This window comes from Sporolactobacillus shoreicorticis (genome assembly GCF_024125445.1).
In the GTDB taxonomy this organism is placed as follows: domain Bacteria; phylum Bacillota; class Bacilli; order Bacillales; family Sporolactobacillaceae; genus Sporolactobacillus; species Sporolactobacillus shoreicorticis.
Genome location: NZ_JAMXWM010000024.1, coordinates 1 through 26,055, shown reverse-complemented (window position 1 = coordinate 26,055; position 26,055 = coordinate 1). Strand labels below are relative to the sequence as shown.

Here is a 26,055-nt window from a genome sequence, read left to right as displayed (position 1 = left end):
CATTTTCTAAAACGAATAGCTCTGCTCTGTTTTCCACCTTTCGAATCCTCCAGACAAATCATGTTGAAAAACTATCATAACTTATCTGGATTACTATTTGGTGAAAAGTGTTCATTTCTATTTAGCAAAATCTGTTGATTTTAGTTTAGCAGTTACAAAACCCCAATACCTTTTTTAGTTTCCAAAAGCGGGGCTAAACCCATCTCTTTAGACGGTATCCGCTTTTAGCCTTATGTTTTCGTGTCAATATTTTTGACAGAGGTGAAAAGTATGGATAGCTATCAGGAAAGCGGTCATGCAGTCTACGCTATCAAGTATCATGTGATCTGGGTGACCAAATATCGAGATCAGGTGCTACAAGGTTCGATCGCCATTCGATTGCGAGAGTTAATTCGACAGGGATGTGAAGCTCGAGGAGTCACTATTCTGCAAAGGAGTGTAGGCAAAGAGTTTATCCATTTGCTGATCTCCAGTCCACCGAGCCTTGTCCCAAGTAAAATCATGCAGTATCTAAAAGGATGCTTATCCAGACTGCTGCAGGATGAGTTTTCTGAGTTAAAGAAACGATATTGGGATCAACATTTATGGTCCAGAGGATACTTTTGTGCGACCATCGGCAATGTCACGGAAGAAATCATTCGAAATTATATTGCGAACCAGTCTAATAAGATCAAGGACGACAAGTTCAAGATTGATGATTGAGCTCAGTCAGAATTTAGTGTGCTATGAGCATAAGGGCTTTCAGAAGACTTCAGTCTTGAGTGGCGACTTTAAGTCGCAGACATTTATGTCTGAACGAGGGCGTCTCAAAAGTCAATTTTTTGACTATGAGACACCTCTTTGACTATACAAAGCCTTGATTCATTACCTTTTTCAAATCATGGGACTGTTTACGAATACCTTTTTGGAACAGCCTCTCATTTAGTTTTTTACATAAAGAAATCCCGGAAATCGGGGTTTTGACCGTTTTCCAACCAATTCTGAAGTCGTATTTTAAGCAGTTCTTCCAATTTTTTCTGACGTAAAGATGCGCAAATTGAAATCGCTTGTTGGCTTTGTCTCATACCGTTCTCAATATCTCCTTTCTTAATTTTATAAATACCTTTATTGAACAAAAAATAAATATGTGGAAATATTTCTATGGTATCATCTAAGATAGACTCGCTTACTTTAAGAGTGTCGCTCGCAAAATCTAGTCTCCCCTTAGAAATGAAAGTTGAAAAATTAGCATTTAAGATCATATTCATCAAATATTGATCTCTGGACAATCCTCGATATTGTCGGCTCCGTTTAATCGCAGTATGCATGAGCCGATAAGTTGTATCAACTTGAAAAGCAAATCCAAACATATCATAAAGTAATAATTCAAATTCTCCCCAATCATTCACCATAAATAGATATTCTAGAACCGGCTGAGCAATCACCTCCATAGAGGCCTCATCCGTTCCATCAGACCAAAGAACGAGAATCAATTTACAGAATTGCGCTAAGAAAAAAGACAAAGAATAGTCATTCTGCCTATTTTTTTCTAGCTCATTGAATAAATACGTTAATCCCTTAGCATCATGTTTAGCTATCAATAATCTTATTTGTTCAAGTGTATTTTCTTCTTCCGTACTCTCGCCTTCACGCTGGAGATAAAAAAATTCATCAATTGAGGTATTCATATTCTTTAAAAGTGCAAGAAAATGATGAGTTAAAATATCATTTTGACCGTTTTCAAAACGTGATACTTGTGAAATAGACATGACGCCAGAAGCAACTTTTTCAATAGTTAAGCTCTTCGATTTTCTAATAAATTTAAATGCCTCTCTTAATGATTTCATTAACAAATTCACCTCATGAATTCCAATATATGGGACTAGGACAATTTCAGAAATGTTCTTCCCGAATGAACCACATTCAATTCTTTATCAACAGCAATAAAATTATGAAAAAAAAATCTCAAAAGTGGCTTTAAACGTGAAATCTTGCGTGTTTTTGATGAAATCAAACAGTCTAACTGATATTTTGCATCTATACAAATGTTTATTATTCTTAACCAAGATACCCCTATAATTATAACCAAGAAAATATATGGGAGAGAAGAAGGCTAATGGTTATTTATTTACAAAAATTTTGGAGACAAAATTCATTGCTGATAATAGTGTTAATTATACGCCAATTGGTACAAGTTTTTATTGCTTTAATGACCGCTCAAATGTTAAATAACCTGATTCAGTTTGATCTTGATGCATTTACCATAACTATTGGATATATCATGTGTTTATGGATAATCATTATTGCGTTGATGTATTTGACTATAGTATATAAGGCTAAAGTTGAGCAAAAAATGAGCACTGCTATTCGTATGGATATTGTTAAACAATTAGAATGTACTAGCTATAGCGAGTTCCACGTTAACAAAACAGGCGTTTATTCTTCGTGGCTGAATAATGACATCTCATTGATTGAAACTCAAGGATTTGAAAATTTCTATTCATTAGTATCTGGTATTTCAGGAATAATATTTTCTGTAATAGCATTATTCTCTTATCATTGGTCACTTGTCATTTTGACCTTTTTTCTCTCTTTCTTAATGCTTCTTATTCCAAAGATATTTAGAAGGTCAATGGATAAGGCAAGTTTAAAACTAACAAGAGAAAATGAGAATTTTTTAAGTAAAGTAACGGATGTACTTGAAGGTTTTGATACACTGTTGGCCATGAATCTCGAGAGAAAAATGACTAATGAAATCGAACAAGTCGCACAAAAACTAGCTAGCCGAAAAATCACACAAGCAAAAATCACAGCTCGTGTGGCTTGCGTTGGTGGTCTTGGTAATATTATGAGCCAGCTACTAACCGTAAGTCTTACTGGTTTTTTAGCCGTACAAAAAGTTATTTCAATTGGAGCAATAAATGCAACGAGTAACTTAGCATCAACGGTCTATAACACTTTAGGTGAATTGAGTAGTAGCATTGCAGCGATACATGCAACAAAACCGATCTTTAATAAATTTAATGAAATAAAAGTTACGCGAAAAACGTCAGGACGAACCATTGACCAGTTGGAGCAGGGATATATTATTCGACAGCTTTCATACAATTATAATCAACAGCCTATTTTGTATAACATTAATATGAGTTTTGAATTGGGAAAAAAGTATGCAATAATAGGCGCAAGTGGTAGCGGAAAATCAACACTATTAAATATTTTAGCTGGAAAATTAAAAAATTATTATGGGTCAATTAAATTAAATGGAGTGGATTTGAATCATTTAACAGATTCAACGATTCGTGATTATGTGTTATATATTGATCAACTCCCCTATATTTTTGACGGAACAATTTATGACAATATTACATTGGGTGAATCTTTTTCAGATGAACAATTGGAACATGCGCTTAAAATGAGTGGGCTGTGGGAATCAATACAATCCCTACCAATGAAAGTTGACACTCCTGTGGGAGAAAGTGGACGTCTATTTTCCGGAGGACAGAGACAAAGAATAGCGCTAGCTCGTGGATTTATCCGTAATAAACATATCGTTCTACTAGACGAAGGAACAGCAAGCCTTGACAAAAAAAGTGCTATTTCAATTGAAGAAAATCTAGTTAACAATCCAAACATTACAGTAATTATGGTTTCACACAATCTTCATGATCGAATAGCAAGTAAATTGAATCAAATTTATCAAATGAATCCGGAAGATATCAAGAATAACTCTATGCACAGTGAAAAAAAAGATAATGCAACACAAAGTGAATAAATTCAATAATGTTTCCAATAGTTTTTCAATGGACATGATCCTATTTTATCACTACGTGTGGCAGATAATTTTCTGATAAGCCAATAGTTCACTATTCAAGTTCTACAAGTTCCTAAACAAATAGAAAGTCCTGAAAGGAGCCTAGATACTCCTTTGAGGATCTTTTACTTTTTTAATGTGCATTTAATTTTATTTAGAGAAATAGATTTCGTTTCAAAACAAACAAAAATATTTTGTCAATACAAGCTAAGTTATCTATTTCTACAACTATTTAATTCTTGCTTAGTTAAATAAAAGATACGCTCTAAATTAAAATGCACTCTACTTAAACTATACAATGTTCCAACTGATCCAACACCATAGTCGAAATGGGTAGTTATCTGTGTTTGATCAAGAAACCTATAAATATTATTATTATCTAGATATCCTTTATTGTATACACATTTTGCTATATTTATCGCTTGGGTCTTAAATATTTCCTGACCCGTTAATTGATATGCATCCATTAAAAACTCAATACTACTTCCATTCCCATGACAAATATTTGTTGATCCTTTAAGCATATTTTTTTCCAAAGTCGTAGCAATTTGTAGGAGAAGAGCATTAACAACCTTATTTTTTTCAAAATAGTTAATTCTAAGAAGACTCGTTCCAATACCAGCAATTCCTTCACACCAAGATAAATTCATATTATTAAAGCTGTCTTCATTTAAATAATGTTTTGTTTTAGTTATTATTTTTTTAATAACACTTCTGCACCAAGAAATATAGTCTTTATCGTTTTCAATAACTCCCACTAGATAAATAAAGTAAGCTACTCCTGATAATCCGTGAGCAAAACCAAACTTTGTTAATGATTGGGGGTTGTCAATGTTATCAAAAAGAAAATTACGATTTTTATATATGTTTTTAGCCATTTTGCGAACATAATCTAAATAAAGATTATTTTTACTGATTAGCCAAAGATGAATAAATGTGTATCCAATCCCAGTCTTCCCTAGAGCAAAATCAAGACGAGTGTTACTAAGAAGTTTAATTTTATTGATAATTTCATTCATCATTTTTTTAACTTTTTTACTTGGATATTTTTTATATAAATCAGAAAGAAACCATAAATATCCCGAAAGACCAAACAAGTAACCATTTGCACTTTCTCTATCTATAACTTCCTCAGAGCGAAAAACAACATTATTTAAAAAACCTAAAGATTTATCTGCATTTAGTATACTTACGTTTGAAAGTGCTAAAACAGCTCTAGCTACTCCTGCAAAACCGTGCTGAATACCAAGAGGACTCACAAATTCACCAAAACTATTACTTCTCCAGATTCTTGTACGCTTACTTATCTTCGCAAGAGTAAATATATCATTGAAATTATCTCTTATTATAAGTTTTAGATCAATTTGTGGATATATATTAACATCTTCTTCTAATTTAAAGTTTATATTTTTCTCTTCATAATAATTATTTCTAATTCCCAACAAATTACTAACGCGATAATTAGTATCAATAGACAATTCTAATAAACTTTTTACAAGAAATGCTTCAGAAACACTAAACACACCTTTATTAACTGCCATTCTGGTTTGATTTAATAACTTCTCAATTAACGTTTGTCTATTAAGCACATTGGCATCCTTTTTGTAAATAGGTATTCCTCTGAAGAATAGAGTCATAAAAATTATTGCCATTGCGAAAACATCATCAGTTTCAGTTATGGTAAGATCTGTTTTCTCATTATTATAAAAAAGAGGTGTTGACACAGTTCTTTTTTCTTTATTAGCAATTCTCACCATATTTTCTAAATCAACTAATTTCACTTTATCATTCTTAATTAAGAGATTATTAGTTGAAAAATCAGTAATAGCATAACCTTCAGAATGAAAATAAATCACCATATCTATAATTTCAATTATTAGCGATTTTTTTAATGTAAATGCCTTATCATTTACAAGACTTGTCAAATTCCTACCAGAAAAAAATTTTTCAACAAGAAAAAAGTTTTGGTTACACTCAAAGAAATCTATTGGTTTTGGTGTGTACCCACTCTTTGAGAAGTAGACTAAATTTTTATACTCTTTTTTTAAAATACTAATTGCATTATTACTCTTCTCTTGACCAATAACAACAAATGGACGAGCTTCTTTGATGATGACATTAATTCCGTCCTTTTTTGAAATAGCTAAGTAAACGTTTCCTTTATTACCGCGCTCAATAATTTTTTTAAAAATATATTTATTAATTGGATTGCGTTCTGGAATCAATGGTATTGTCGCATTCATTTTCTCAATTTCATTTTTAGAAAAAGGGAATGTTTCCCATTTGGGAGTTTTATAAACCGGTCCCCGAATATCTTCCACTAAATTCCCATTATTATCCTTTATATAAAATTTCATTTTTGTATCTGTTTCATCCCATTTGATTATTGATTTAAATGCTCCATATCGAAAATGAACTGGTGAATTATTTCCACATTGAAAATCTGTAAATATTTTCGGCCCATATAACTCTTGAAATTTTTTGTGTAGTATAATTATTATTTCCTTGAAAATAGCTTTATTTAGGATAAAATGTAATGAATTTATTTGCAGTTTGAATTGGAGCGTGTATATTATTTAGTATTTTTAAAATTCCTTCATTTCGTGAAACTTTATACACACATCCAAATTGTTTAAAAACAGATACTGCAGTCTCTAATGTTATTTTTGAATTTTCCAAAACAGTTGATAGATGCCCCTTCCATCCCTGCGTTGGTAAAATACCAGAATCATTGTTAAAAAACAACCAAGGACCGCTTTCAAACATCTGATAATCATGTGGTTTTAGGTAAACACTTAGCTCAGTTAAATCATCTTTGACATCAAAATATTGTTCACACAGGATATCTAAGGGTATAGAATTCATATGACTTACCTCCTCGTATATTAGTAGTAAGAGCTCTTCCAGAGAGAATTTCCAGTTAGATCCGGACTGACTGGAATGCCCCTCTGGTTCCTATAGGAATCAATCAAAGTCCTTTGGTTTCCCTGTCTGTTTAATGATTTTGTTTTACCCTTGTTTTTCCCGTGATGGGGAAGCCAAAGGTAAGCAATTCTTTCACCAAGTGAATGAAATAAGAAAAGTAGAAGCAACTTTTGATCACAGAAGAGGAAGCTCTCCTGTTTCTTTAAGATGCCAAAATAAAACTGAATAGATTTCTGGCGGAGAGTGGAGGAGGCTCCACTGAATCCTCCGTCATTTTTCATAGCGTTTCAGACCGGTTCATGGGACAATGGAACCGACAAAATCGTTTCAGGTGGTAGCTTATCCTCCTTGCGGGCCTTCTCGGGCACTGCTGAATTAGCTTGCTACCCATGGTTCATTGTCAAAGGGCTAACCACTAGTTGCGCCGCCGGAAAGAAGAGGAAGTAGCGTCCATGATGGTCTTCTTTCCGATGAGTGCTGATGACGAGGAAGCCATCGATGATTCCCATGGGCACCCAGGTCTGAAACGCTTTTGATTTTCATAAGACTGGAGGTGATCGGTATGGGTGTAGACGTTCGTTTGAAAACCCATCATGTCCATTTCATGAATGGGGACGGCCAATCTCTGGACGACTCCTCCGTACCCAACAACCGCGAAGGGGCCGACACCCTCATCCAACGGTTGCTTCAGCGGGCAAAGAAAACCCATGTGGCGGATCTGCGGATCGGCATGGAAGCCACTGATCAGTACAGCTGGCACATTGCTCATTATTTGCAGGCACAGTTCAAAGGCTATGAGCCGGATGATCAAACGAGCGTTTATGTCTTGAATGCGAGAAAAGTGGCTCGTTTTAAAAAAGGCTATGACACACTGCCTAAGAACGACCAATAGACGCCTGGGTCATCGCTGACCACTTGAGATTTGACCGACTACCCAGAGCGATGCAAGAAGCGGTACACTATGAAGCCCTGCAACGCCTGGCTCGAACCCGATTCCATTTCATGAAGGATCTCGCCCGGCATAAGACCTTTTTCCTGAATCAGCTGTTTCTGAAATTCAGTGGATTGCGTCAGGACAACCCGTTCTCCAACACATTCGGTGCAGCCAGTCTGGCCGTGATCGAAGAATTAGAGCCGAAAGAGATTGCGACATGAGCATCGAATCACTCGTCGCCTTTCTTCAGGAGAAAGGCAACCATCATTTCAGCGAGCCGGAGGAAATCGCCAACTATTTGAAAAAGCTGGCCCGATCGAGTTATCAGTTAAGCAAATCCATGAAAGATCCAGTGAATCTGTCCATGAGTGTAACTCTAAGCCTGATCCGGCACATTGAGAGTCAGCTCAAGCGCCTAGACAAAGAAATCAGTCGCCTAATGCAGGGCAATCCGCAAAGACTTGTGCTCACATCTGTTAAAGGAATTGGCGATGTGTTCACTGCCGATCTACTCGCTGAAATTGGCGATATTAAGCGGTTTAACAGCCATCATGCCTTGGTTAAGTATGCCAGCCTCGTTTGGAGTCAGTATCAATCCGGAGAATATGAGTCGGAAGATACGAAGCGTATGAGAACCGGAAACAAGTATCTCAGGTATTATTTGATTCAAGCAGCAGACTCGATTCGCAAGCACGACGCGGACTACCAGGCCTTTTATCAGAAAAAGTACAACGAAGTGACTCGGCATCAACTCAACACAAACGCGCGCTCGTCTTAACCGCAAGAAAATTGGTACGGTTGGTGTATTCGCTACTCAGCACCAACCACTTGTACACACCACCTGAAAGGAGGTCGTGAATCACTCGTTTTACCACACCCTTTCAAGATCATTCCCACGTTCAAATAAATGGTAATTTTTGTTATTTGAAGTGGATCCTGTTTTGTATACGCCTTTTTAAGTGCTTTGAGATAAAGTCCATAAAAAATTTCCAATTTCTCGTTTTTAGGGGCTTGACATATTACCACTAGGCTTATGTATAGATCGTTATATATTCTGAAACTAGTCAATGGCTTGTATTTATTAAAGATATTTCTGATTTCAAAAATTTAAATACTAAATTGATATTTTGTAACACAGAAACAAAATACATAACATTTGTCAGCCAACTTTAAATAAGCACTATAAATTTTCATAATGATTATGGTTTTTTTGCATAAAATATATTATTTTTGAAAAAAAAATAATAAGATGGATAAATTGAATTTACTTCAGTTCAATTTGTCCATCCTTTAATAAATAGATTAAATTCAAATGTTATCCAGTTACACTGCAAGAGACACCACAGGTAAATGTACATGAATCTGGACCTATTTCAAAAACATGTTCATCAACAGCCAATTCTTGAAGATCATTTAGTGTTTTTAGCATTAAATTCAACCTCCTTGTATATTTTAAATCAATTAGACAAATCTAATTGATTTAGAAATAGTATAATCACATTTTTTTGCAAAGTCTGTCGAAACATAGTATGTTTAAAAAAAACTTTATTTATTTATCTCTCACCTCTCAAAATTAGAACTTGGTATAATTATGATCCCTATCTATCGCTGAACTAAAAAGCTTAAAATATCAAAAACTGACTTCAGATATTTCGGTTTTAATACTGATTACCACATTGACCCGGAAAGAGATTTGTATATTCTCGATACTAGGGTTAACAATAATTATAGTCTCTTTTCTCTCTTACCTTGCATGACTAGCTACCTCGGTACCCTTTATCGAAATAGGCAGGAAGTAGGCGCGGTGAATCCCATCAGTTTCTGCGCTGCCCCCTCCTCCCCATCCTGGAGAGAGTATCCACTTTCTCTGAGAGCTGCCAAGGGTAAAGGCTTTGCCCTCCCTACGGTCGCCCTTGTCAGAACCTCAAAGAAAATGGTCGTAGTAGTTAGATAGGGAAGAGGCAGAGCTGGTCAATCTATTGATGAATCTCAGTCGGATTTTTCTCTGCTTTTTTCACCATCAATAATCAAGATCGACATCTTCGAAATAGTGACATTTTCACTGGCCACGGACAGGAGGTATTATTCACGTCTATGGATCAAATTATAGCATAAGGTGGACTATTTTTAGGCAAAAGGTTGCCGCTGACATGGCTACTGTCACTTTTAAGGGCTGGGCTGGACAGTAAAAAGGTTTTCAGCCGCAGAGCAAGGAAGCTCAGTGCACGCATGTCACCATAGAAAGCACAGGTGTCTATTGGAACCCCATCGTTTGTAATATTTTGAATATTTATTTACCTAATCCTCGCTAACGCGAACCGGATTAAGAATCTTCCGAGGAGGAAGACGGATATGAATGATACCAAATGGATCGCCAACTCTTGCGCAATGGATTGATTGAATCCAGCTTTGTTCCCCCCGGAACACTCCGTAATTTGCGTGATCTGACTCGGTATCGGAGAAAGCTGCTGCAGATGTCAACGGAACAGAAGAGTCGTATTCATAACGTCTTACAGGACGCCAATATTAAGTTGACGAGTTATATGAGCGATGTCTTCGGTGTTTCCGGGTGCATTCTGCTTGAGGCGATCATGAACGGGAAATCACTCACAGGTTCATTCTCGTGTAAAAACAAAGCTAAGAATGAAAGTTCCTCAGCTTTTGGATGCCCTGAACGAGAAAATCCGGCGACATTATTGACAAATGATTCGTCGGCAATATGAGCTGCTTCTTGATTTAGAAAAACATAGTGAGGAACTGGAACAGGAAATCGATCCAGGATTACTAGGAGGAAGTGAGTCTACTCAAAACGATCCGGAGATTAATCAGGATGCGGCAGTCATCCTGGCGGAAATCGGAATCGGCCCATTTATCCTCCTGGGGTGGACTGAGTCCGGGAAACAATGAGAGTGCCGGAAAGAAACGATCATCCAAAACAACGAAAGGAAATAAAGGATTAAAGTCCATGCTTTGTCAGGTTGCCTGGGGGGCTGTCCAGAATAAAAAAACGCGCTTGTCGACGTACTATCATCGACTCGGCAAACGATGCGAACCAAAAAAAGCAATCATGACCTTAGCGCATCTCATTCTAAAGATTATCTATCATGTTTTAAAAGAGAAATAGCCCTATAAAGAGCTCGGTCCGGATTACCTGCCAAAGAAAAAACAAAGCGCCAAGTACTACCATCGACAGTTGGAAAAACTGTTCGGTTACGAAATAGAAATTCGCGAAAAAACAGCATGAACTGAAAAAATCTCAGTTCATAAAGACGCGGGAATGCAGGTTTTAGGGTCATGGTTTCGCCTCTTTTCTTTATTTAATTACAGCACATATTTTCACTATTTAACAATTATGAAATATACCCAACGAGAACGAAGACCATTGGCTTTGATTCATTTTGGTACTGAATTACTGGAATTTCTCGGGCTGATCTCCTTTATAAATACAATACATAGGAATCAGCACCTCTTGTAATCTTACGCTCTAAAAAAATACGGATACGCATGACACGTATCCGGTGCTTTAAGTTAAGATAACAAGCTAATTTAGGGGGTACTAACCTTGCAGGTGAGAATATCTTACGGATACCCTCACTGAAAAAATACATATATGAAACAGCTGATCAGAATGATTCACTCTGATGCAGGCTTGTTTCTGCGAGTTTCAACTGCTTCTCAATCTGGTGCGGCGCGGTGCCGCCCTCACTTTCACGGGCGCGCATCACGTTTTCAGGAAGCAATGCTTCAAAAATATCCTTTTCAAAAAGAGGACTGAATTGCTTATATTCCTCCAGATCAAGTTCAAGCAAATACTTTTTATTTTCAATGGCATAAAGGACCATTTTGCCGGTGACCGCATGTGCCTCTCGGAACGGCATGCCCTTTTTCGCCAGATAATCCGCAATATCGGTGGCATTTGAGTAGTCCTTTTCGACCGCATAACGCATTCGATCTTTTTTGACCGTCATCGTTTCAAGGATTGGGGCAAGTAAATTCAGCGCCCCTTCCAATGTTTTAACGGTGTCGAAAATGCCTTCTTTATCCTCCTGCATGTCTTTGTTGTAGGCAAGCGGAAGACCCTTGAGTACGGTCAGCAGGCCAACCAGATGTCCGAACACGCGACCGGTCTTGCCGCGCAGCAATTCGGATACATCCGGATTTTTCTTCTGCGGCATGATGCTGGAGCCAGTACAGAACGCATCATCCAATTCAATAAACTGGAACTCCTGACTGCTCCAAAGCACCATCTCTTCAGACAGACGCGACAGGTGAACCATGATCAGCGAGCAATCCGCAAGCGCCTCGACGACAAAGTCACGGTCACTGACCGCGTCCATGCTGTTTGGATAGACATCATCGAAATCGAGCAGTTCGGCCACGCGGCGGCGATTGATCGGGAAGGTTGTTCCCGCTAACGCGCCGGCGCCAAGCGGCAGTATGTTGATCCGTTTGACGCTGTCACGCAAACGCCCTTTATCCCGCTCGAACATCCAAAAATAAGCGAGCAAGTGGTGAGCAAAAGAAATCGGTTGTGCGCGCTGAAGATGTGTGTACCCAGGAAGAATTGTGTCCACATTGGCCTTCGCCTGCTCAAGCAGGGCATATTGCACGTCTTCCAGCAAATCGATCAGGACCTGCGTTTTCTTTCGCATGTACAAGTGCATGTCCGTTGCGACCTGATCGTTACGGCTGCGCCCGGTATGCAGTTTGCCGCCAACCGCTCCGATTTCATCAATCAGCATCTTCTCAATGTTCATGTGAATGTCTTCCATATCCGTTGAGAAATGTGCGTCACCGCTCTCCACCTTTTTCAAAATGGCATGGAGTCCCTGTTGAATCGTCTTCGCTTCTTCTTCTGTGACGACACCACATTCGCCGAGCATTTGAACATGTGCCAGACTGCCCTCGATGTCTTCTTTTGCCAGTTCCTGATCGTATGAAATTGACGCGGTGTAGTCATCAACCAGCTTATTGGTTGACTTCGTAAACCGGCCGCCCCACAGCTTCGCCATGATCTGCCTCCTTATGCACTTCCGCATTCACCTTGGTTGGGAGCCCCCACAGCTTGATGAAGCCTACGGCCGCGTTGTGATCAAAAGCGTCGCCCGTAGTATAGGTTGCCAATTTTTCATTGTACAGACTGTTTTCCGATGCGCGTCCGACGACAACATGGTTTCCTTTGAACAGCTTCACGCGAACTTTCCCGGAAACGACTTCCTGCGTCTGCTTCACAAAGGCCATCAGCGCTTCACGGATCGGCGAGTACCAGAGACCGTCATAAATCACTTGAGAAATTTCCTTGTCGATCAGCGGTTTGAATTTAGAAACCTCTTTCGTCAGCGTGATGGTTTCCAGTCCCTGATGGGCATTGATTAGGATCAGTCCTGCCGGGCTTTCATATACTTCGCGCGACTTGATGCCGACGAGACGGTTTTCGATATGATCAATCCGTCCAACTCCATGAAGACCTCCAAGTGCATTCAATTCTTTAATGATTTCGATAAATGGTTTTTTCACGCCGTTTAAAGCAAACGGAAGGCCCTTTTCAAATTCAATTTCAACATACTCCGGTACGTCCGGTGTTTTTTCAATCGGATTCGTCCAAGCAAACGCTTCTTCAGGGGCTTCGTTCCATGGATTTTCCAGAACACCGGCTTCGCACGCGCGTCCCCAAATATTTGCGTCAATTGAGAACGGATTGTCTAGATCGACCGGGATCGGAATCCCGTTCTTTTCCGCATATTTGATTTCTTCATCACGGGTCATACCCCATTCGCGAACCGGAGCAACAACTTTAAGTGACGGATCGAGTGCCTGAATGGCTACTTCAAAACGAACTTGATCGTTCCCTTTTCCCGTGCAGCCATGAGCAACAGCCGTCGCGCCTTCTTTATGCGCGACATCAACGAGCAATTTGCCGATCAGCGGACGTGAAAGTCCAGAAGAAAGCGGGTAGACGCCTTCGTACAATGCGTTCGCTTGAAGCGCCGGGGCAAGGTAGTTTTCGGCAAGTAATTCTTTCGCATCCACGACATAGGATTTGATCGCGCCGACATCAAGTGCCTTTTGCTTTACTTTATCAAGGTCCTTGCCTTCTTCGCCAACATCAATGCTGAGCGCGATAACATCATAATTGTACTTGTCTTGAAGATATTTAATGCAGACCGAGGTATCAAGGCCGCCGGAATACGCCAACACGATTTTTTCTTTTGCCATGAGTGAAACCCTCCTAAGAGAAATAGTTTTTTAATCGTTCTTTTCCAACAAACATTTCAGAATTGCTTTGTGTGCGTGCAGACGGTTTTCCGCTTCATCAAATACAACGGAATGAGCGCCGTCAATCACGCTTGCGGCCACTTCTTCGCCGCGATGCGCGGGCAGGCAATGCATGAAGATGTGATCCGGTTTTGCTAAAGCGATAAGTGCGTCATTCACTTGAAAGCCCTGAAAATCATGAAGACGCCGGTCCTTTTCATCCTCATCACCCATGCTCAGCCATGTATCGGTGATCACGACGTCGCAGCCCTCTGCCGCTTCCTGAGGCGAGTTGGTGAATGCGATGCTGCACCCATTTTTCACGCCTCTCGCTTTCGTCGCTTCAAGAATCGCCGCACTCGGTTCGTAACCTTTGGGACTGGCAACCGTCATGTCCATGCCGACGGCCGCAGCGCCTTCCATCAGTGAATGTGCCATATTATTGTAACCGTCACCGATGAAGCATGCCTTCAGTCCTTCGAGCTTTCCTTTGTGCTCGAAAATCGTCAACAGATCGGCGATAACCTGTGTCGGATGATGCGTGTCTGTAAGCCCGTTAATGACCGGAACATCGGCGTTTGCCGCCAGTTCTTCGACTATTTCATGACCAAATGTCCGAATCATGATGCCGTCGACAAATCGTGAGAGCACTTTTGCCGTATCGGCAATGGTCTCACCGCGGCCGATCTGGATGTCCTTGCTGCTCAAGTATAACGCGGAACCGCCCAAGTGGTACATGCCTACCTCGAATGCGACGCGCGTCCGAGTTGACGCTTTTTCGAAGATCATCGCGAGTGTCTGTCCTTCTAAAAAATGGTGCGGAACGCCTTGTTTTTGCATCGCCTTCAATGCAACGGCTGTGTTTAAAAAAGTCTTCAATTCGTCTTCTGTAAATTCGGCAATCGTTAGAAAGTCTCTGCCTTGCAGTGTTGAAGCTGTCTCGCTTGTCAAATCAATCACTTCCCTTTATTTGTCATATAGCTTAAATCGCGATATTCATCCAACGTGTGCACTTCCGATGAAGGGCTGCCTTTAGCCGCGGAAAGCGTCGTTTCTAGCGTGTCGGCGCATGTATACACAGGCACTTGATAGCGCAGCGCGAGTTCTCTGATCTTAAAACCAAAGGACTTCCGGTTGCGCCCCGCCGTCGGAATGTTGAACACGGCGGCGATTCTCCCGCTTGTAAATTGCTCGATTACAGCGGATTCATCATCATTTACCTTTTCTGTCAGGATACCCGCTTTCGCGTATTCATCCGCCGTTCCGGGTGTAGCCAGGATAACGAATCCTATTTGTTCCAGCTGCTTAATGAGTTCCAGACTCTCACTTCTCTGGTTCGCCGTGACGGAACAAAGCAGCGCTTTTTTCATCGATTTGCCCGCAAACGGATTCGGCCTGTTCAGGTAAACCCCTTTCATAAAGGCTTCCTCTACCGTTTCTCCCATACCGAGCTGCTCGCCTGTCGATTTCATTTCCGGTCCGAGCACGGGATCGACGCCCTTCAGCTTCGTGAAGGAAAATACAGGCGCCTTTACTGCATAAAAACCGGGACGTGGGCAGTAGCCATCGGGCAGATTTTGCTTTGCCAAGCTTTTGCCGAGCTGAACACTGACCGCCTTTTCAACCATTGGAATTCCCGTTACCTTGCTGATGATCGGAACCGTTCGCGAAGCACGTGGATTCACTTCGAGAACAAACACCTTGCCTGAGGCGATCACAAATTGAATATTAATTAAGCCAGTCACATTCAAGGCGCGGCAAATCTTGCGCGTATCCTCTTCAATTTCATCCTTCGCTTCTTGATCGAGACTGAACGATGGGAAGACAGCGATGCTGTCGCCCGAGTGAACACCTGCACGTTCAACATGCTGAAAGATGCCCGGAATCACCGTCACCTCTCCATCACTGATCGCGTCGACCTCGCATTCAATACCGGGCATGTAGCGATCAACGAGCAGAGGGAAGGATTGTTCATTCAGATTTCGTTCACTGTTTATATAAGCAGTCAGTTCTTCGGGATGATGGAATAGGAACATCGATTGACCGCCGATCACGTAAGACGGGCGAACAAGAATCGGATAACCGAGTTTCTCACCGGCAACCGGCAAATCCTCAAGACAATGAACCGTTCGGCCTTGAATATGGGGAATGTCCAGCGATTGCAGCAATTCATAAAATTGTTCCCGGTCCTCGACCCGATCAATACTTTCGATGGATGTGCCGAGCACTCTGATACCGGCCTCTTCCAAAGCCTTTGCCACATTGACTGCCGTCTGTCCGCCGAATTGAACGAGCGCTCCTTGGACCTTTTCCTTTTGCGCGACATGCAGGATATCTTCAATCGCGAGCGGTTCGAAGTAAAGGCGATCAGCGATTGAATAATCGGTGCTGACGGTTTCGGGATTGTTGTTAATTACAATTGCCTCATAGCCGTTCTTCTTCACGGCCATTGTCGCCTGCACAGAGCAGTAATCGAATTCAATCCCCTGCCCGATCCGAATCGGACCCGATCCGATAATCAGAATTTTTGGCTTGTCACTGACAGGCGCCTCATCGGCGCCAAACCAAGTCAAGTAATAATAAGGCGTCTGCGCTTCGAATTCACCGGCGCATGTATCTACCAAGTGATATGAAGGTGCAAGTCCGGCAGCGCGAACACGCGCGTCAATCGATTTCACCGAAACACCGAGCAGCTGTGCCAGACGCTGATTTCCGATATTCATCCATTTGGCGTGCTCGACTTGTGCGTCAGACAGTTCATTCAAACTTTTTCCCTTAAGCGTTTTCTCAAAAGAGACAACGCCGTAAATAGCGTTGAGAAACCACAAATCTATCTCGGTCGCTCGATGAATAGCCGCGACTGTGCATCCTCTTCGGAACAGCTCACTTATTGCGAAAAGCCGCAAATCTGTCGTGTTTTTCAAATGAGCTTTCAAGACATCGTCCGTTTGAGCAGCGAGTATTTTGCTCTCAAGACCGTTGAAGCCCATTTCCATGGAACGAACACCTTTATTCAATGCGCCTTCAAAGGTACGGTCAATGGCCATAACCTCTCCGGTCGCTTTCATCTGTGTTCCAAGGCTCCGATCAGCCTCAGTAAATTTATCGAATGGAAAACGCGGAATCTTGACCACAATATAATCAATCGCCGGTTCAAAGGACGCATAAGTCGTCCCTGTAATCGGATTTAAGATTTCGTCGAGATAAAAGCCGATTGCACATTTGGCAGCGACGCGGGCGATCGGATAACCGGTCGCTTTTGACGCGAGCGCGGATGAACGACTGACACGCGGATTGACTTCAATAATCGCATATTCATCTGACGCCGGATTGAGGGCGAACTGAATGTTGCACCCACCGACAATTTTCAGCGCGCGAATGATTTTCAATGACGCATTGCGGAGCATTTGGTACTGCACATCAGACAGGGTCTGCGAAGGCGCCACCACGATACTGTCCCCGGTGTGTACGCCCACGGGATCCATGTTTTCCATATTGCACACGATGATGCATGTGTCGTTTGCGTCGCGCATGACTTCGTATTCAATTTCTTTCCAGCCCTTAATGCTTTTCTCAATCAGAACTTCATGAATCGGACTGAGATTCAGCCCGCGATGAAGAACCAAATCCAATTCCTGTTCGTTATAGGCAAATCCCCCTCCGGACCCGCCGAGGGTATACGCCGGACGAATAATGACCGGATAGCCGATTTTTTTGACAAACGCCAGACCGTTTTCATAAGAACGAATAATCTTGGAATCGGGAATCGGTTCCTTGATTTCAAGCATCAGTTCCTTGAACAGCTCCCGATCCTCTCCATGCTGAATCGAATCAACGGAGGTACCAAGCAGCTCAACACCATATTTTTCCAAAATTTCTTGTTCATAAAGAGCAACGGCAAGATTTAACCCCGTTTGTCCGCCTAACGTACCAATGAGTCCGTCGGGATGTTCTTTTATGATGACCTTTTCTATTGTTTCAATGGTTAAAGGCTCAATATAGGTTCGGTCCGCAATCTGGTCGTCGGTCATGATCGTCGCCGGATTATTGTTAATGAGGATAACCTCAATTCCCTCTTCTTTGAGGGCGAGACAGGCCTGCGTACCGGCATAATCGAATTCCGCCGCCTGACCGATTACGATCGGTCCGGAACCTATGACAAGCACTTTTTTAATGTCAGTACGTAACGGCATGAGTCACTTCACCTTTGTTCTGTTTAATCATAGTCAAAAAGTTCAAGAAAATCGAATGGGTGTCATCCGGACCCGGATGGGCTTCCGGATGAAATTGAACCGTTTCAATGGGAAGATTATTATGGCTCAAACCCTCTACTGAATGATCGTTTACATTAAGATAACTGATCGAAAATTGCTCCGCATCGACACTGTCCCCCTCGACTACGTAACTATGATTTTGCGAGGTCATCCACACTTTTCCGCTAGCTAATTCCTTAACGGGATGATTGGCACCGCGATGACCGAAAAGCAATTTACCGGTTTTCGCTCCATAAGCGAGTGCAATCAGCTGATGGCCGAGGCAGATGCCTAAAGTGGGATAGGCTGATGTGATCTTCTTGATTTCGCCGAACAACGGCTGCAGACAGATCGGATCTCCGGGACCGTTGCTCAGCATGACGCCATCAGGGTGCAGCGCAGCAACCGTGTTTGAATCCGTATTATAAGGAACCACCGTCACCTTGCAGCCTTCATCAAGCAGCGCCTTCAGCATCGATTTCTTATACCCGTAATCAAAAAGAACAACATGCGATCCTTTCCCCTCATAGGTGGTCATCGTCTTGGCAGAAACCTTGGCAACCATATTCTGAGGCAGCGGCCGGTTCCAATCGATCAGTGAAAAATCAGGAGAGTCACTGATGACGGCCTTCATTGTACCGCTCCGGCGGACTGCCTTGACAACTGCGCGCGTATCAATGTTAACGAGACCGGGAACATCCGATTGCTTCAACCATTGATCGACCGTTTTAATCGATTGATAATGACTGGGCAGCTCGCACAGATTGCTGAACAGTGCGCCCTGCATTTGAATCTTGGCATTTTCATTGTCTTTCGCGTTGACTCCGTAATTTCCGATCAGAGGATAGCAAAACGTCATAATTTGACCTGCATAGGATGGATCAGTCATGATTTCCTGATATCCGGTCATGCTGGTGTTGAAGACAAGTTCGCCCATTACTGAGGAAGGAGCGCCAACGCGCATGCCTGAGAATATTTGGCCCGACTCCAGAAGCAAGTATCCTTTTTTCATCATCAGCAGCCTCCTAATTATTGTTCTTTCAATACATCCTCAAACGCAGCAATAAATTGATCAATTTCCGCTTCATTCGTGACGAGCGGAGGCAGAATGCGCAGAACATGTTTGCCTGCTGTCAATATAAGCACTTGGTGCTTTTCTCTCAATTCGTTGACAATATTAATAGCGGGAGCAGCAGTCTCAACACCGATTAACAAGCCCAGGCCGCGAACCTCGGTTAATTGATTCGGATAATTTTCTTTAAGAATGTTCAATTTTTGGTTTAAATAAGCTGCATTCTTCACACATTGGGCAACCACATTCTGTTTCTCAAAAGCTTCAATGGTTGCCACTCCCGCCGCCGTTGAAAACGGATTGCCTCCGAATGTCGATCCGTGAGTTCCCGGTGTGAGCAGCTGAGAAATATGCTTTTTCGCCAGGAAAGCGCCAATTGGAATCCCCGAACCAAGTGCTTTAGCTACCGTTAGAATGTCCGGTTCAATATCATAGTGTTCGTAAGCAAAAAGCCTGCCGGTTCTGCCCATGCCTGTCTGCACCTCATCGACAATCATCGGAATGCCTTTTTCCTTGCACACAGATGCAAGCTTCTGAACCCAAGCTTTATCGGCAGGAATGACTCCGCCTTCACCTTGGACCATTTCCAACATGACGGCAATACATACTTCGTCAGCTGCAATGGCCTCGATATCTGCTTCATCATTATAAGGAAGGTATTTAAATCCGGGAACGAGCGTGCCAAATCCACTGTGTATTTTTTCCTGAGCAGTTGCTGCCATTGTTGCAAGCGTCCGGCCGTGGAAGGAATGATCAAAGGTAACAATATGTCCTTCCGGTTTATGCAATACTAGATTTGCGTACCGGCGTGCCAGTTTAATTGCCCCTTCATTTGCTTCCGCCCCGCTATTACCAAAGAATACTTGGTCACAGCAAGTGAGATCGGTCAGCATTTTCGCCAGTTTCTCCTGCGGTCCAATATGATACAGATTGGAACAGTGCCATAGTGTATCAAGCTGCTGCTTCAGAGCCGCTTCCACCGAATCCGGTACATGACCCAGTGCCAGTACGGCAATACCCGCTGTAAAGTCCAGATATTTCGTTCCTTCACTGTCCCAAACATAGCTGCCCTTACCCTTCTCAAGGGTTATTGGAAAACGTCCGTATGCAGCCATCACAGGCGCGATTGTTTCTTCTGATTTTATGTTAAGCATGGAGTGCTTCCTCCTCTAGAAAAATTTTTGTTCCGACTTCAACGCCCTTAGTATAATCAACCAGACATTCCGGCATCATACCGTTCACAATGACAACTTCCTGAACATTCTGCTTTAAACTGTCAACCGCTGCTTTCGCTTTCGGAATCATACCGCCGCTGATTTTCTTCCGTTCAATCAACCGTTCAATTTCAAGATCGGAGACTTGCTTCAGCTGCGTGAGTTCCCCATTCTTTTCAACAAGAATTCCAGGAACATCGCTGATGAAACACAATTTTCCGTTGAGTGCCGAAGCAATGGCGGCAGCCGCTTGATCAGCGTTTATATTGTAATGCTGCCCTTTATCGTCCATGGAAATTGGTGAGATGACAGGAATGAGCCCTTGATTGCACAATCCGGCGATAATAGCCGGATTAACAGCTGTAATTTCACCGACATAGCCGAGTGTGGAAAATGCAATCGGTTTTGCTTGAAACAAGCCGCCGTCAACGCCGCTCAAGCCGAATGCCCTGCCGCCTGCTGTGCTGATCTTGGAGACAATTTGTTTATTCATCGTCCCGCTGAGCACCATCTCCGCGACATCGAGTACTTCCTGAGTCGTCACGCGAAGCCCCTGATGAAAAACTGTCGGAATCGCCAGTTTTTTCAGCATCTGCGAAATCGCCGGACCGCCGCCGTGTACAATAACCGGCTGCCATTGGCCTTCCGCTTGGATCGCCTGTATGCTGTTAAAAAAGGCCGGAGTCAGTTTGTCAAAAACACTTCCTCCACATTTAATCACCAGATAACGGTTCATTGTTGTCCTCCTGACATCATCTTTTTTCTCACGAACGATATGACGCATTTATCTTCACATAGTCATAAGTCAAATCACAGCCCCAGGCAACGGCTTGACCGTCACCCTCGCCTAGCCTCGTTTTAATCACGACACTGCTTCCGTCCAGATAGTCCTTTGCCTTTTCTTCGTCAAAGTCAACCGGAATACCGTCCTCGAAAAGAACAAGATCACCCATCGCCATCGACACTTTATTCGGATCGAAACGTTCGCCGCTGTAGCCCATAGCGCAAACGACTCGGCCCCAATTAGCGTCGCTTCCGAACACCGCCGTCTTTACAAGACTCGAACCGACAATCGATTTGCTGATGATTTCAGCAGAATGATCATCTTTGGCTCCGGTCACCTGCACCTCGATCAGCTTCGTCGCTCCTTCACCATCACTGGCAATGAACTTGGCAAGACCTTGGCAGACATGCTCAAGTCCCTTCATAAAGGCCGGCCATTCCGGGTGCTGCTCACTCAGCTGCTGATTTTCAGCTTGCCCATTCGCCAGAAGCAGCACCATGTCGTTTGTACTTGTATCACCGTCGACGGTAATGCGATTGAAGGTTTTATTGATCACTGATTTCAGTGCGAAACTGAGTGCATCCGGATCGACAGCGGCATCAGTTGTCACAAATCCAAGCATTGTCGCCATATTCGGATGAATCATGCCCGATCCTTTACACGCCCCTCCGATCGTTACTTTCCTGCCGTCAATTTCAAGCTGAACGGCCAAATGTTTCGGTTTTGTATCCGTTGTAAGAATCGCTGCTTCAAACGGGGCATTCGCCCCTTCAAGATCAATAGCAACGATGCCTTTTTTCATCTTATCCATGGGAAGCTGCATGCCGATAACACCGGTTGAAGCAACCCCCACGAGATGATCCGCAACGCCAAAATGCTCTGCCATCCACTTTCTTGTCGTGTAAGCATTGTCGATACCTTTCTGACCGGTACACGAATTCGCGCTCACCGTATTTACGAGAATTGCCTGAAGCTTCTTTTCTTCAGCGATACTTTCCTGTGTCACCTGTAACGGTGCCGCTTGAAACACATTTGTCGTATAGACTCCTGCCGCAACAGCCGGAGTCTCTGAATATATCCAGCCCATATCCGGTCTTCCGGTTCGGAGTCCAATATTCTGCCCTCCCGTATGGAAGCCCTTTGGTGACCCAACACTGCCATTTTCTATAGGAATAAATGCGGTTTGTTTATATGTTTTTTCCACTAATATCGCCCTCTCACGGATAAATCGGAGTGAATCCAAGTCCTGTCTGTTCATCCCAGCCCTTGATAATATTCAAATTCTGAACCGCCTGACCGGCTGCGCCTTTAACGATGTTGTCGATAACTGAGACAATGGTGAGACGCCTCGTCCTGCCATCCACATTCAACCCGATGTCGCAATAATTTGAACCGATTACTTCTTTTGTTGCCGGCCAGGAACCAAGAGGCCTGATCCGAACAAAAGGCGATTTCTCATAAAAAGTTTCATAGCGTTCCAAAAGCTCGCGAGTTGAGAACCCTTGTTTTAAATTCGCATACGTGGTGCACATCAGCCCGCGTGTCATCGGAATCAGATGAGTGGTAAAGGTTATTGCGGTTTGTTCTCCGCTCATCTGCGCGATCATCTGCTCAATTTCCGGAGTATGCTGGTGCCGACCCAGTTTATAAGCCTTTACGTTCTCATTAACTTCGCAGAATAAGTTGCTCAGCACTTCTTTTTTTCCCGACCCGGAAACTCCCGACTTTCCGTCAATAATAATGGACGTCATATCAATTACATCATTTTTCAGTACCGGTGCAAGGCCAAGCAATGCTGCTGTCGGATAGCATCCGGGATTCGAGATGAATGTTGCGCCTTCAATCCGCCTACGATTAACTTCTGCCAAGCCGTACACAGCGTCACCAAAAAGCGCTTCGTCGGCGGGTTCTTTCTGATACCAGTCCGCGTAATCCTGTGGATTTTTCAAGCGAAAATCACCGGAAAGATCAATACAGATCAGGCCATGGTTCAAACAATCAGGAAGCAGGTGTTTGCTGACGCCTGCAGGCGTTGCGAAAAAAACAACATCAACTCTTTTTGCCAGCTCATCCGCATCAAAATCCTCCAGCGTCCTTTCAACAATACCGTCAAAATGAGGATAAATGCTCTGGATATCCGTGCCTGCATTTGTATGGGCAATCAGCATCTCCAATTTAATTTGCGGATGGTTCAAAAGCAAACGGATCAATTCTGCTCCGCTGTATCCGTTGGCTCCAACAATGCCTGCCTTCACTTGAAAGCCTCCAATAGCTGTTCATATTTTCATTCGGTGTCTCGTTAACGCTTCAGATAAATAAATCAGAAGAGTAAGACTTCCCCGTCAAAGGGACCTCTGCGGAAAAATTAAAAACGCCCGCCTCTTTTCCGTTGAAAAGAGACGAGCGTTGATCACTATGCCCGCGGTACCACTCTGATTATTCCCAGATTAAGGAGTTCAAAAAGGGAATCTGCTTGAGACTCTGTAACGGGAGTTCCCGGACGGCCCTACCTGTGATTCAGGCCGTCATCTCCAAAGTGCGGTTCGCAATGTTCCCTGCACCGGCTCTCACCAATCCGGCTCGCTTAAGCAGTATCCCACTGTTACTCTCTTCTTCACTGATTTTCAAATAACTTTTTGTTATTTCTAACTTGTGTGATATTCATTATACATTGATCAGAAAATAAATCAACCCTTATTTAAAATTTAATTGAATGAAAATGCAACTGATTTCTCAAACAATATATTCAGAATCATTTATTTATAGAAGCAAATTTTTTTGTTTCTTCTTCTGCCCCCAACGATGAATCTAGGGTGGCGAAATGTGAATATGTTATAATGAAAAAGCTTGTTCGAAAACGAAAATACTCCTTATTTAAGGTTGGTGAACGTCTTGATTCATTTATTGGTTGCAGTGATCCTTGGTGCAGTGGAAGGATTAACAGAATTCGCCCCGGTTTCATCGACAGGACATTTGATCCTTGTCGCTGACTTGCTTCATTTTAAAGGCGACACTGCAAAAACGTTTGAAGTCATTATTCAATTAGGATCCATTATGGCTGTCGTTGTGCTCTACTGGAAACGTTTATGGAGTCTCTTCGGATTTTATCGAAACGAACCGAAGAATGGCCCTGAACATCTGAATCTTCTACACATCATTGTCGCGGGCATTCCAGCGATCATTCTCGGCGTGCTTCTGCGCGACTTTATCAAAAATGTTCTTTTTTCGCCGCAAAGTGTATTAATTGCACTTGTTGTCGGAGGCATCCTGATGATTGTCGCCGAACGAATCACCGCAAACCGCGGAGGAGCAGGTACAAAGGAATTATCCTATGGACAAGCTTTCATCATCGGCTTATTCCAATGCCTGTCCCTCTGGTCCGGTTTCTCTCGTTCCGGATCAACCATTGCCGGAGGTCTTATTGCCGGCGTTGAACGAAAAACCGCTGCTGAGTTCTCATTTATCCTTGCAGTACCGATGATGATCGGCGCAAGCGGTTACGACTTTTACAAAAGTCTTGATTTCTTGCATGCCAGCGACATCCCGCTCTTCGCGGTTGGTTTTATTACAGCATTTATTGTAGCTATGCTCGCCATTGTCTTCTTTCTTAAATTATTGCGCCGCTTTACACTTGTACCGTTTGCCGTTTATCGCTTTATTCTCGCAGCGGTTTTTGCGCTTTATCTGATTTTCTAGAAACCAATCTATTCTTTTTAAATGAAAAAAGAACCGGAGAGAATTCGCCCTCTCCGGCCCTTTTTTTATTTCTATAAATTAGTTCGCATATTCCGGAACATCAAAAATCAAATTATATTTGGAAATCAGACTGTACATCGCGTCGACCATTGGTGTCTGCTTTACCGCCCACGCAACATCGGTTGCGTATTGATGAGCGGCATTGCCCATAACAAGCGCCTCAGGATTCCAACGCATTTTGTACAATGTATCCTGACGATAAGCGGCATTGTAGATGTAATATTTTGCAATCCAGGCAGCCCCGCCTTTAATCGCCTTCTCCGGAGTTGTCCAGCCTTGTTCGTAGGCATACTTTGCTCCACTGTTTACCGCACTTCCATCGTATGCGCCGATGCCGAACATATTATAGACTGTTTTTCCGTTATAATTGACACCATTAGCAAGTGTGGAGTTGCCGTTGCCTGTCTCAAGCAGCGCATGGGAAACAAGATATACTTCATTTACCTTGCTTTCATTAGCCGCACTTATAAAAGCCGCACCTTGCCCGGCCAAAATCCCCTTGCCCTTCAGCATTATGTTCATATCGCCAAGCGAAACATTGGCAAGAGAGGAAAGCTGCAGAAATTGGTAATATTCCACACTACCCTTTGTAAAATTCTTTGGATTGAGGTACTGAGCCAAAGAGGGACTGCTGTTTACACTCTGTTCTTTTGCCAATGCCTGACCGAATGAAATTGAATAGTTCGTTGTAATATATGCTGCATTGCCTTCTTGAATGGTTGTTGTTGTTTCCTTTTTTACATAGTCTCCGTAAACATAACCGTCTTGACCGTTATAACTTACCTTAATCCATCCGTCCGGAGCATCGGCCAGTATCTCAACAAGTGTCCCTGCTTTTAACACGCCATAACTTTTGTATGTAGTTCCCGCTCCTTGGCGAAAATTTACTCCGGTGGTGATTAAACCCGTTGTTTGTGTATCTGAAGAATTCGAGTTGTCGGAACTATCCGATGTACTTTCAGATTTCTGCACATAATCACCGGACACATACGCCGTTCCTCCGTTATACTTAATCTTCAGCCAGTCTCCGCTTGCACCTACCACTTCTACACCGCTCCCTTTCTTCAGCGTT

The 26,055-nt window shown here is 42.6% G+C and carries 19 protein-coding genes, 1 pseudogene and 1 other annotated feature; of the genes and pseudogenes, 7 read left to right on the top strand and 13 right to left on the bottom strand.

Going from position 1 to position 26,055, the window contains the following annotated elements:
- Positions 1-270: 270 nt before the first annotated feature.
- Positions 271-702 carry an IS200/IS605 family transposase gene (gene tnpA, locus NIE88_RS16425; protein ID WP_253063780.1) on the top strand — a complete coding sequence of 144 codons (432 nt, stop codon included), beginning with the start codon at positions 271-273 and terminating at the stop codon, positions 700-702.
- Between the two features lie 227 nt (positions 703-929).
- Here tnpA and NIE88_RS16420 read toward each other — a convergent pair whose 3' ends face one another.
- Positions 930-1,826: an Rgg/GadR/MutR family transcriptional regulator gene (locus NIE88_RS16420; protein ID WP_253063779.1), complete on the bottom strand. Its 897-nt coding sequence runs from the start codon at positions 1,824-1,826 to the stop codon at positions 930-932.
- 269 nt (positions 1,827-2,095) lie between these two features.
- On the opposite strand from NIE88_RS16420, the gene NIE88_RS16415 reads away from it, so the two are divergent.
- The gene (locus tag NIE88_RS16415; RefSeq protein ID WP_253063778.1) at positions 2,096-3,751 is read left to right on the top strand and encodes an ABC transporter ATP-binding protein; all 1,656 of its coding nucleotides are present in this window, start codon (positions 2,096-2,098) and stop codon (positions 3,749-3,751) included.
- 251 nt (positions 3,752-4,002) lie between these two features.
- On the opposite strand, the gene NIE88_RS16410 is transcribed toward NIE88_RS16415, so the two are convergent.
- Together NIE88_RS16410 and NIE88_RS16405 are read right to left on the bottom strand one after the other, a co-directional pair.
- Entirely contained in the window at positions 4,003-6,291 is a 2,289-nt protein-coding gene (locus NIE88_RS16410) for a lanthionine synthetase LanC family protein (protein WP_444965499.1), read from the bottom strand.
- A 16-nt stretch (positions 6,292-6,307) separates the two neighbouring features.
- A complete protein-coding gene (locus NIE88_RS16405; protein WP_253063776.1) occupies positions 6,308-6,655 on the bottom strand; it encodes a class III lanthionine synthetase LanKC N-terminal domain-containing protein in 348 nt (115 codons plus the stop codon).
- Between the two features lie 622 nt (positions 6,656-7,277).
- On the opposite strand from NIE88_RS16405, the pseudogene NIE88_RS22995 reads away from it, so the two are divergent.
- From NIE88_RS22995 to NIE88_RS22840, 4 genes and pseudogenes are all read left to right on the top strand, one after another.
- Positions 7,278-8,507, top strand: a pseudogene (locus NIE88_RS22995) (IS110 family RNA-guided transposase).
- 1,508 nt (positions 8,508-10,015) lie between these two features.
- Positions 10,016-10,372, top strand: coding sequence for a hypothetical protein (locus NIE88_RS16385; protein WP_253063772.1), 357 nt, complete (start codon positions 10,016-10,018; stop codon positions 10,370-10,372).
- Positions 10,353-10,556, top strand: coding sequence for a hypothetical protein (locus NIE88_RS16380; protein ID WP_253063771.1), 204 nt, complete (start codon positions 10,353-10,355; stop codon positions 10,554-10,556). Before NIE88_RS16385 ends, NIE88_RS16380 begins: the two co-directional genes overlap by 20 nt.
- Entirely contained in the window at positions 10,480-10,773 is a 294-nt protein-coding gene (locus NIE88_RS22840; protein WP_373689451.1) for a transposase, read from the top strand. The genes NIE88_RS16380 and NIE88_RS22840 overlap by 77 nt, the downstream gene beginning before the upstream one ends.
- Positions 10,774-11,272: 499 nt before the next feature.
- On the opposite strand, the gene argH is transcribed toward NIE88_RS22840, so the two are convergent.
- Genes argH through argC form a run of 9 tightly spaced genes read right to left on the bottom strand, consistent with a single transcriptional unit; the run spans position 11,273 to position 23,482 of the window.
- Entirely contained in the window at positions 11,273-12,661 is a 1,389-nt protein-coding gene (gene argH, locus NIE88_RS16375) for an argininosuccinate lyase (protein WP_253063769.1), read from the bottom strand.
- On the bottom strand, positions 12,618-13,865 hold the full coding sequence (locus NIE88_RS16370) for an argininosuccinate synthase (RefSeq protein WP_253063767.1): 1,248 nt from the start codon (positions 13,863-13,865) through the stop codon (positions 12,618-12,620). Before NIE88_RS16370 ends, argH begins: the two co-directional genes overlap by 44 nt.
- 30 nt (positions 13,866-13,895) lie before the next feature.
- Positions 13,896-14,864: an ornithine carbamoyltransferase gene (gene argF, locus NIE88_RS16365; protein ID WP_373689450.1), complete on the bottom strand. Its 969-nt coding sequence runs from the start codon at positions 14,862-14,864 to the stop codon at positions 13,896-13,898.
- A complete protein-coding gene (gene carB, locus NIE88_RS16360) occupies positions 14,861-18,097 on the bottom strand; it encodes a carbamoyl-phosphate synthase (glutamine-hydrolyzing) large subunit (protein WP_253063763.1) in 3,237 nt (1,078 codons plus the stop codon). The genes argF and carB overlap by 4 nt, the downstream gene beginning before the upstream one ends.
- Positions 18,081-19,169, bottom strand: coding sequence for a carbamoyl phosphate synthase small subunit (locus NIE88_RS16355; protein WP_253063840.1), 1,089 nt, complete (start codon positions 19,167-19,169; stop codon positions 18,081-18,083). The genes carB and NIE88_RS16355 overlap by 17 nt, the downstream gene beginning before the upstream one ends.
- A 17-nt stretch (positions 19,170-19,186) precedes the next feature.
- The gene (locus NIE88_RS16350) at positions 19,187-20,383 is read right to left on the bottom strand and encodes an aspartate aminotransferase family protein (protein WP_253063761.1); all 1,197 of its coding nucleotides are present in this window, start codon (positions 20,381-20,383) and stop codon (positions 19,187-19,189) included.
- Positions 20,376-21,179 (bottom strand): acetylglutamate kinase, encoded by an 804-nt coding sequence (argB, locus tag NIE88_RS16345; RefSeq protein ID WP_253063759.1) that lies wholly within the window; start codon positions 21,177-21,179, stop codon positions 20,376-20,378. The genes NIE88_RS16350 and argB overlap by 8 nt, the downstream gene beginning before the upstream one ends.
- Before the next feature lie 28 nt (positions 21,180-21,207).
- Complete coding sequence (argJ, locus tag NIE88_RS16340; protein WP_253063757.1) at positions 21,208-22,431, bottom strand: bifunctional ornithine acetyltransferase/N-acetylglutamate synthase; 1,224 nt, start codon at positions 22,429-22,431, stop codon at positions 21,208-21,210.
- 13 nt (positions 22,432-22,444) lie between these two features.
- Positions 22,445-23,482 (bottom strand): N-acetyl-gamma-glutamyl-phosphate reductase, encoded by a 1,038-nt coding sequence (gene argC / locus NIE88_RS16335; RefSeq protein WP_253063755.1) that lies wholly within the window; start codon positions 23,480-23,482, stop codon positions 22,445-22,447.
- 137 nt (positions 23,483-23,619) lie between these two features.
- Positions 23,620-23,854, bottom strand: a binding site (T-box leader).
- Between the two features lie 265 nt (positions 23,855-24,119).
- Here argC and bacA point away from each other — a divergent pair.
- The gene (bacA, locus tag NIE88_RS16330) at positions 24,120-24,923 is read left to right on the top strand and encodes an undecaprenyl-diphosphate phosphatase (RefSeq protein ID WP_253063753.1); all 804 of its coding nucleotides are present in this window, start codon (positions 24,120-24,122) and stop codon (positions 24,921-24,923) included.
- Positions 24,924-25,001: 78 nt separating this feature from the next.
- Here bacA and NIE88_RS16325 read toward each other — a convergent pair.
- Positions 25,002-26,055: N-acetylglucosaminidase (locus NIE88_RS16325; protein WP_253063752.1), on the bottom strand; the 1,054-nt coding region annotated here is incomplete at its 5' end.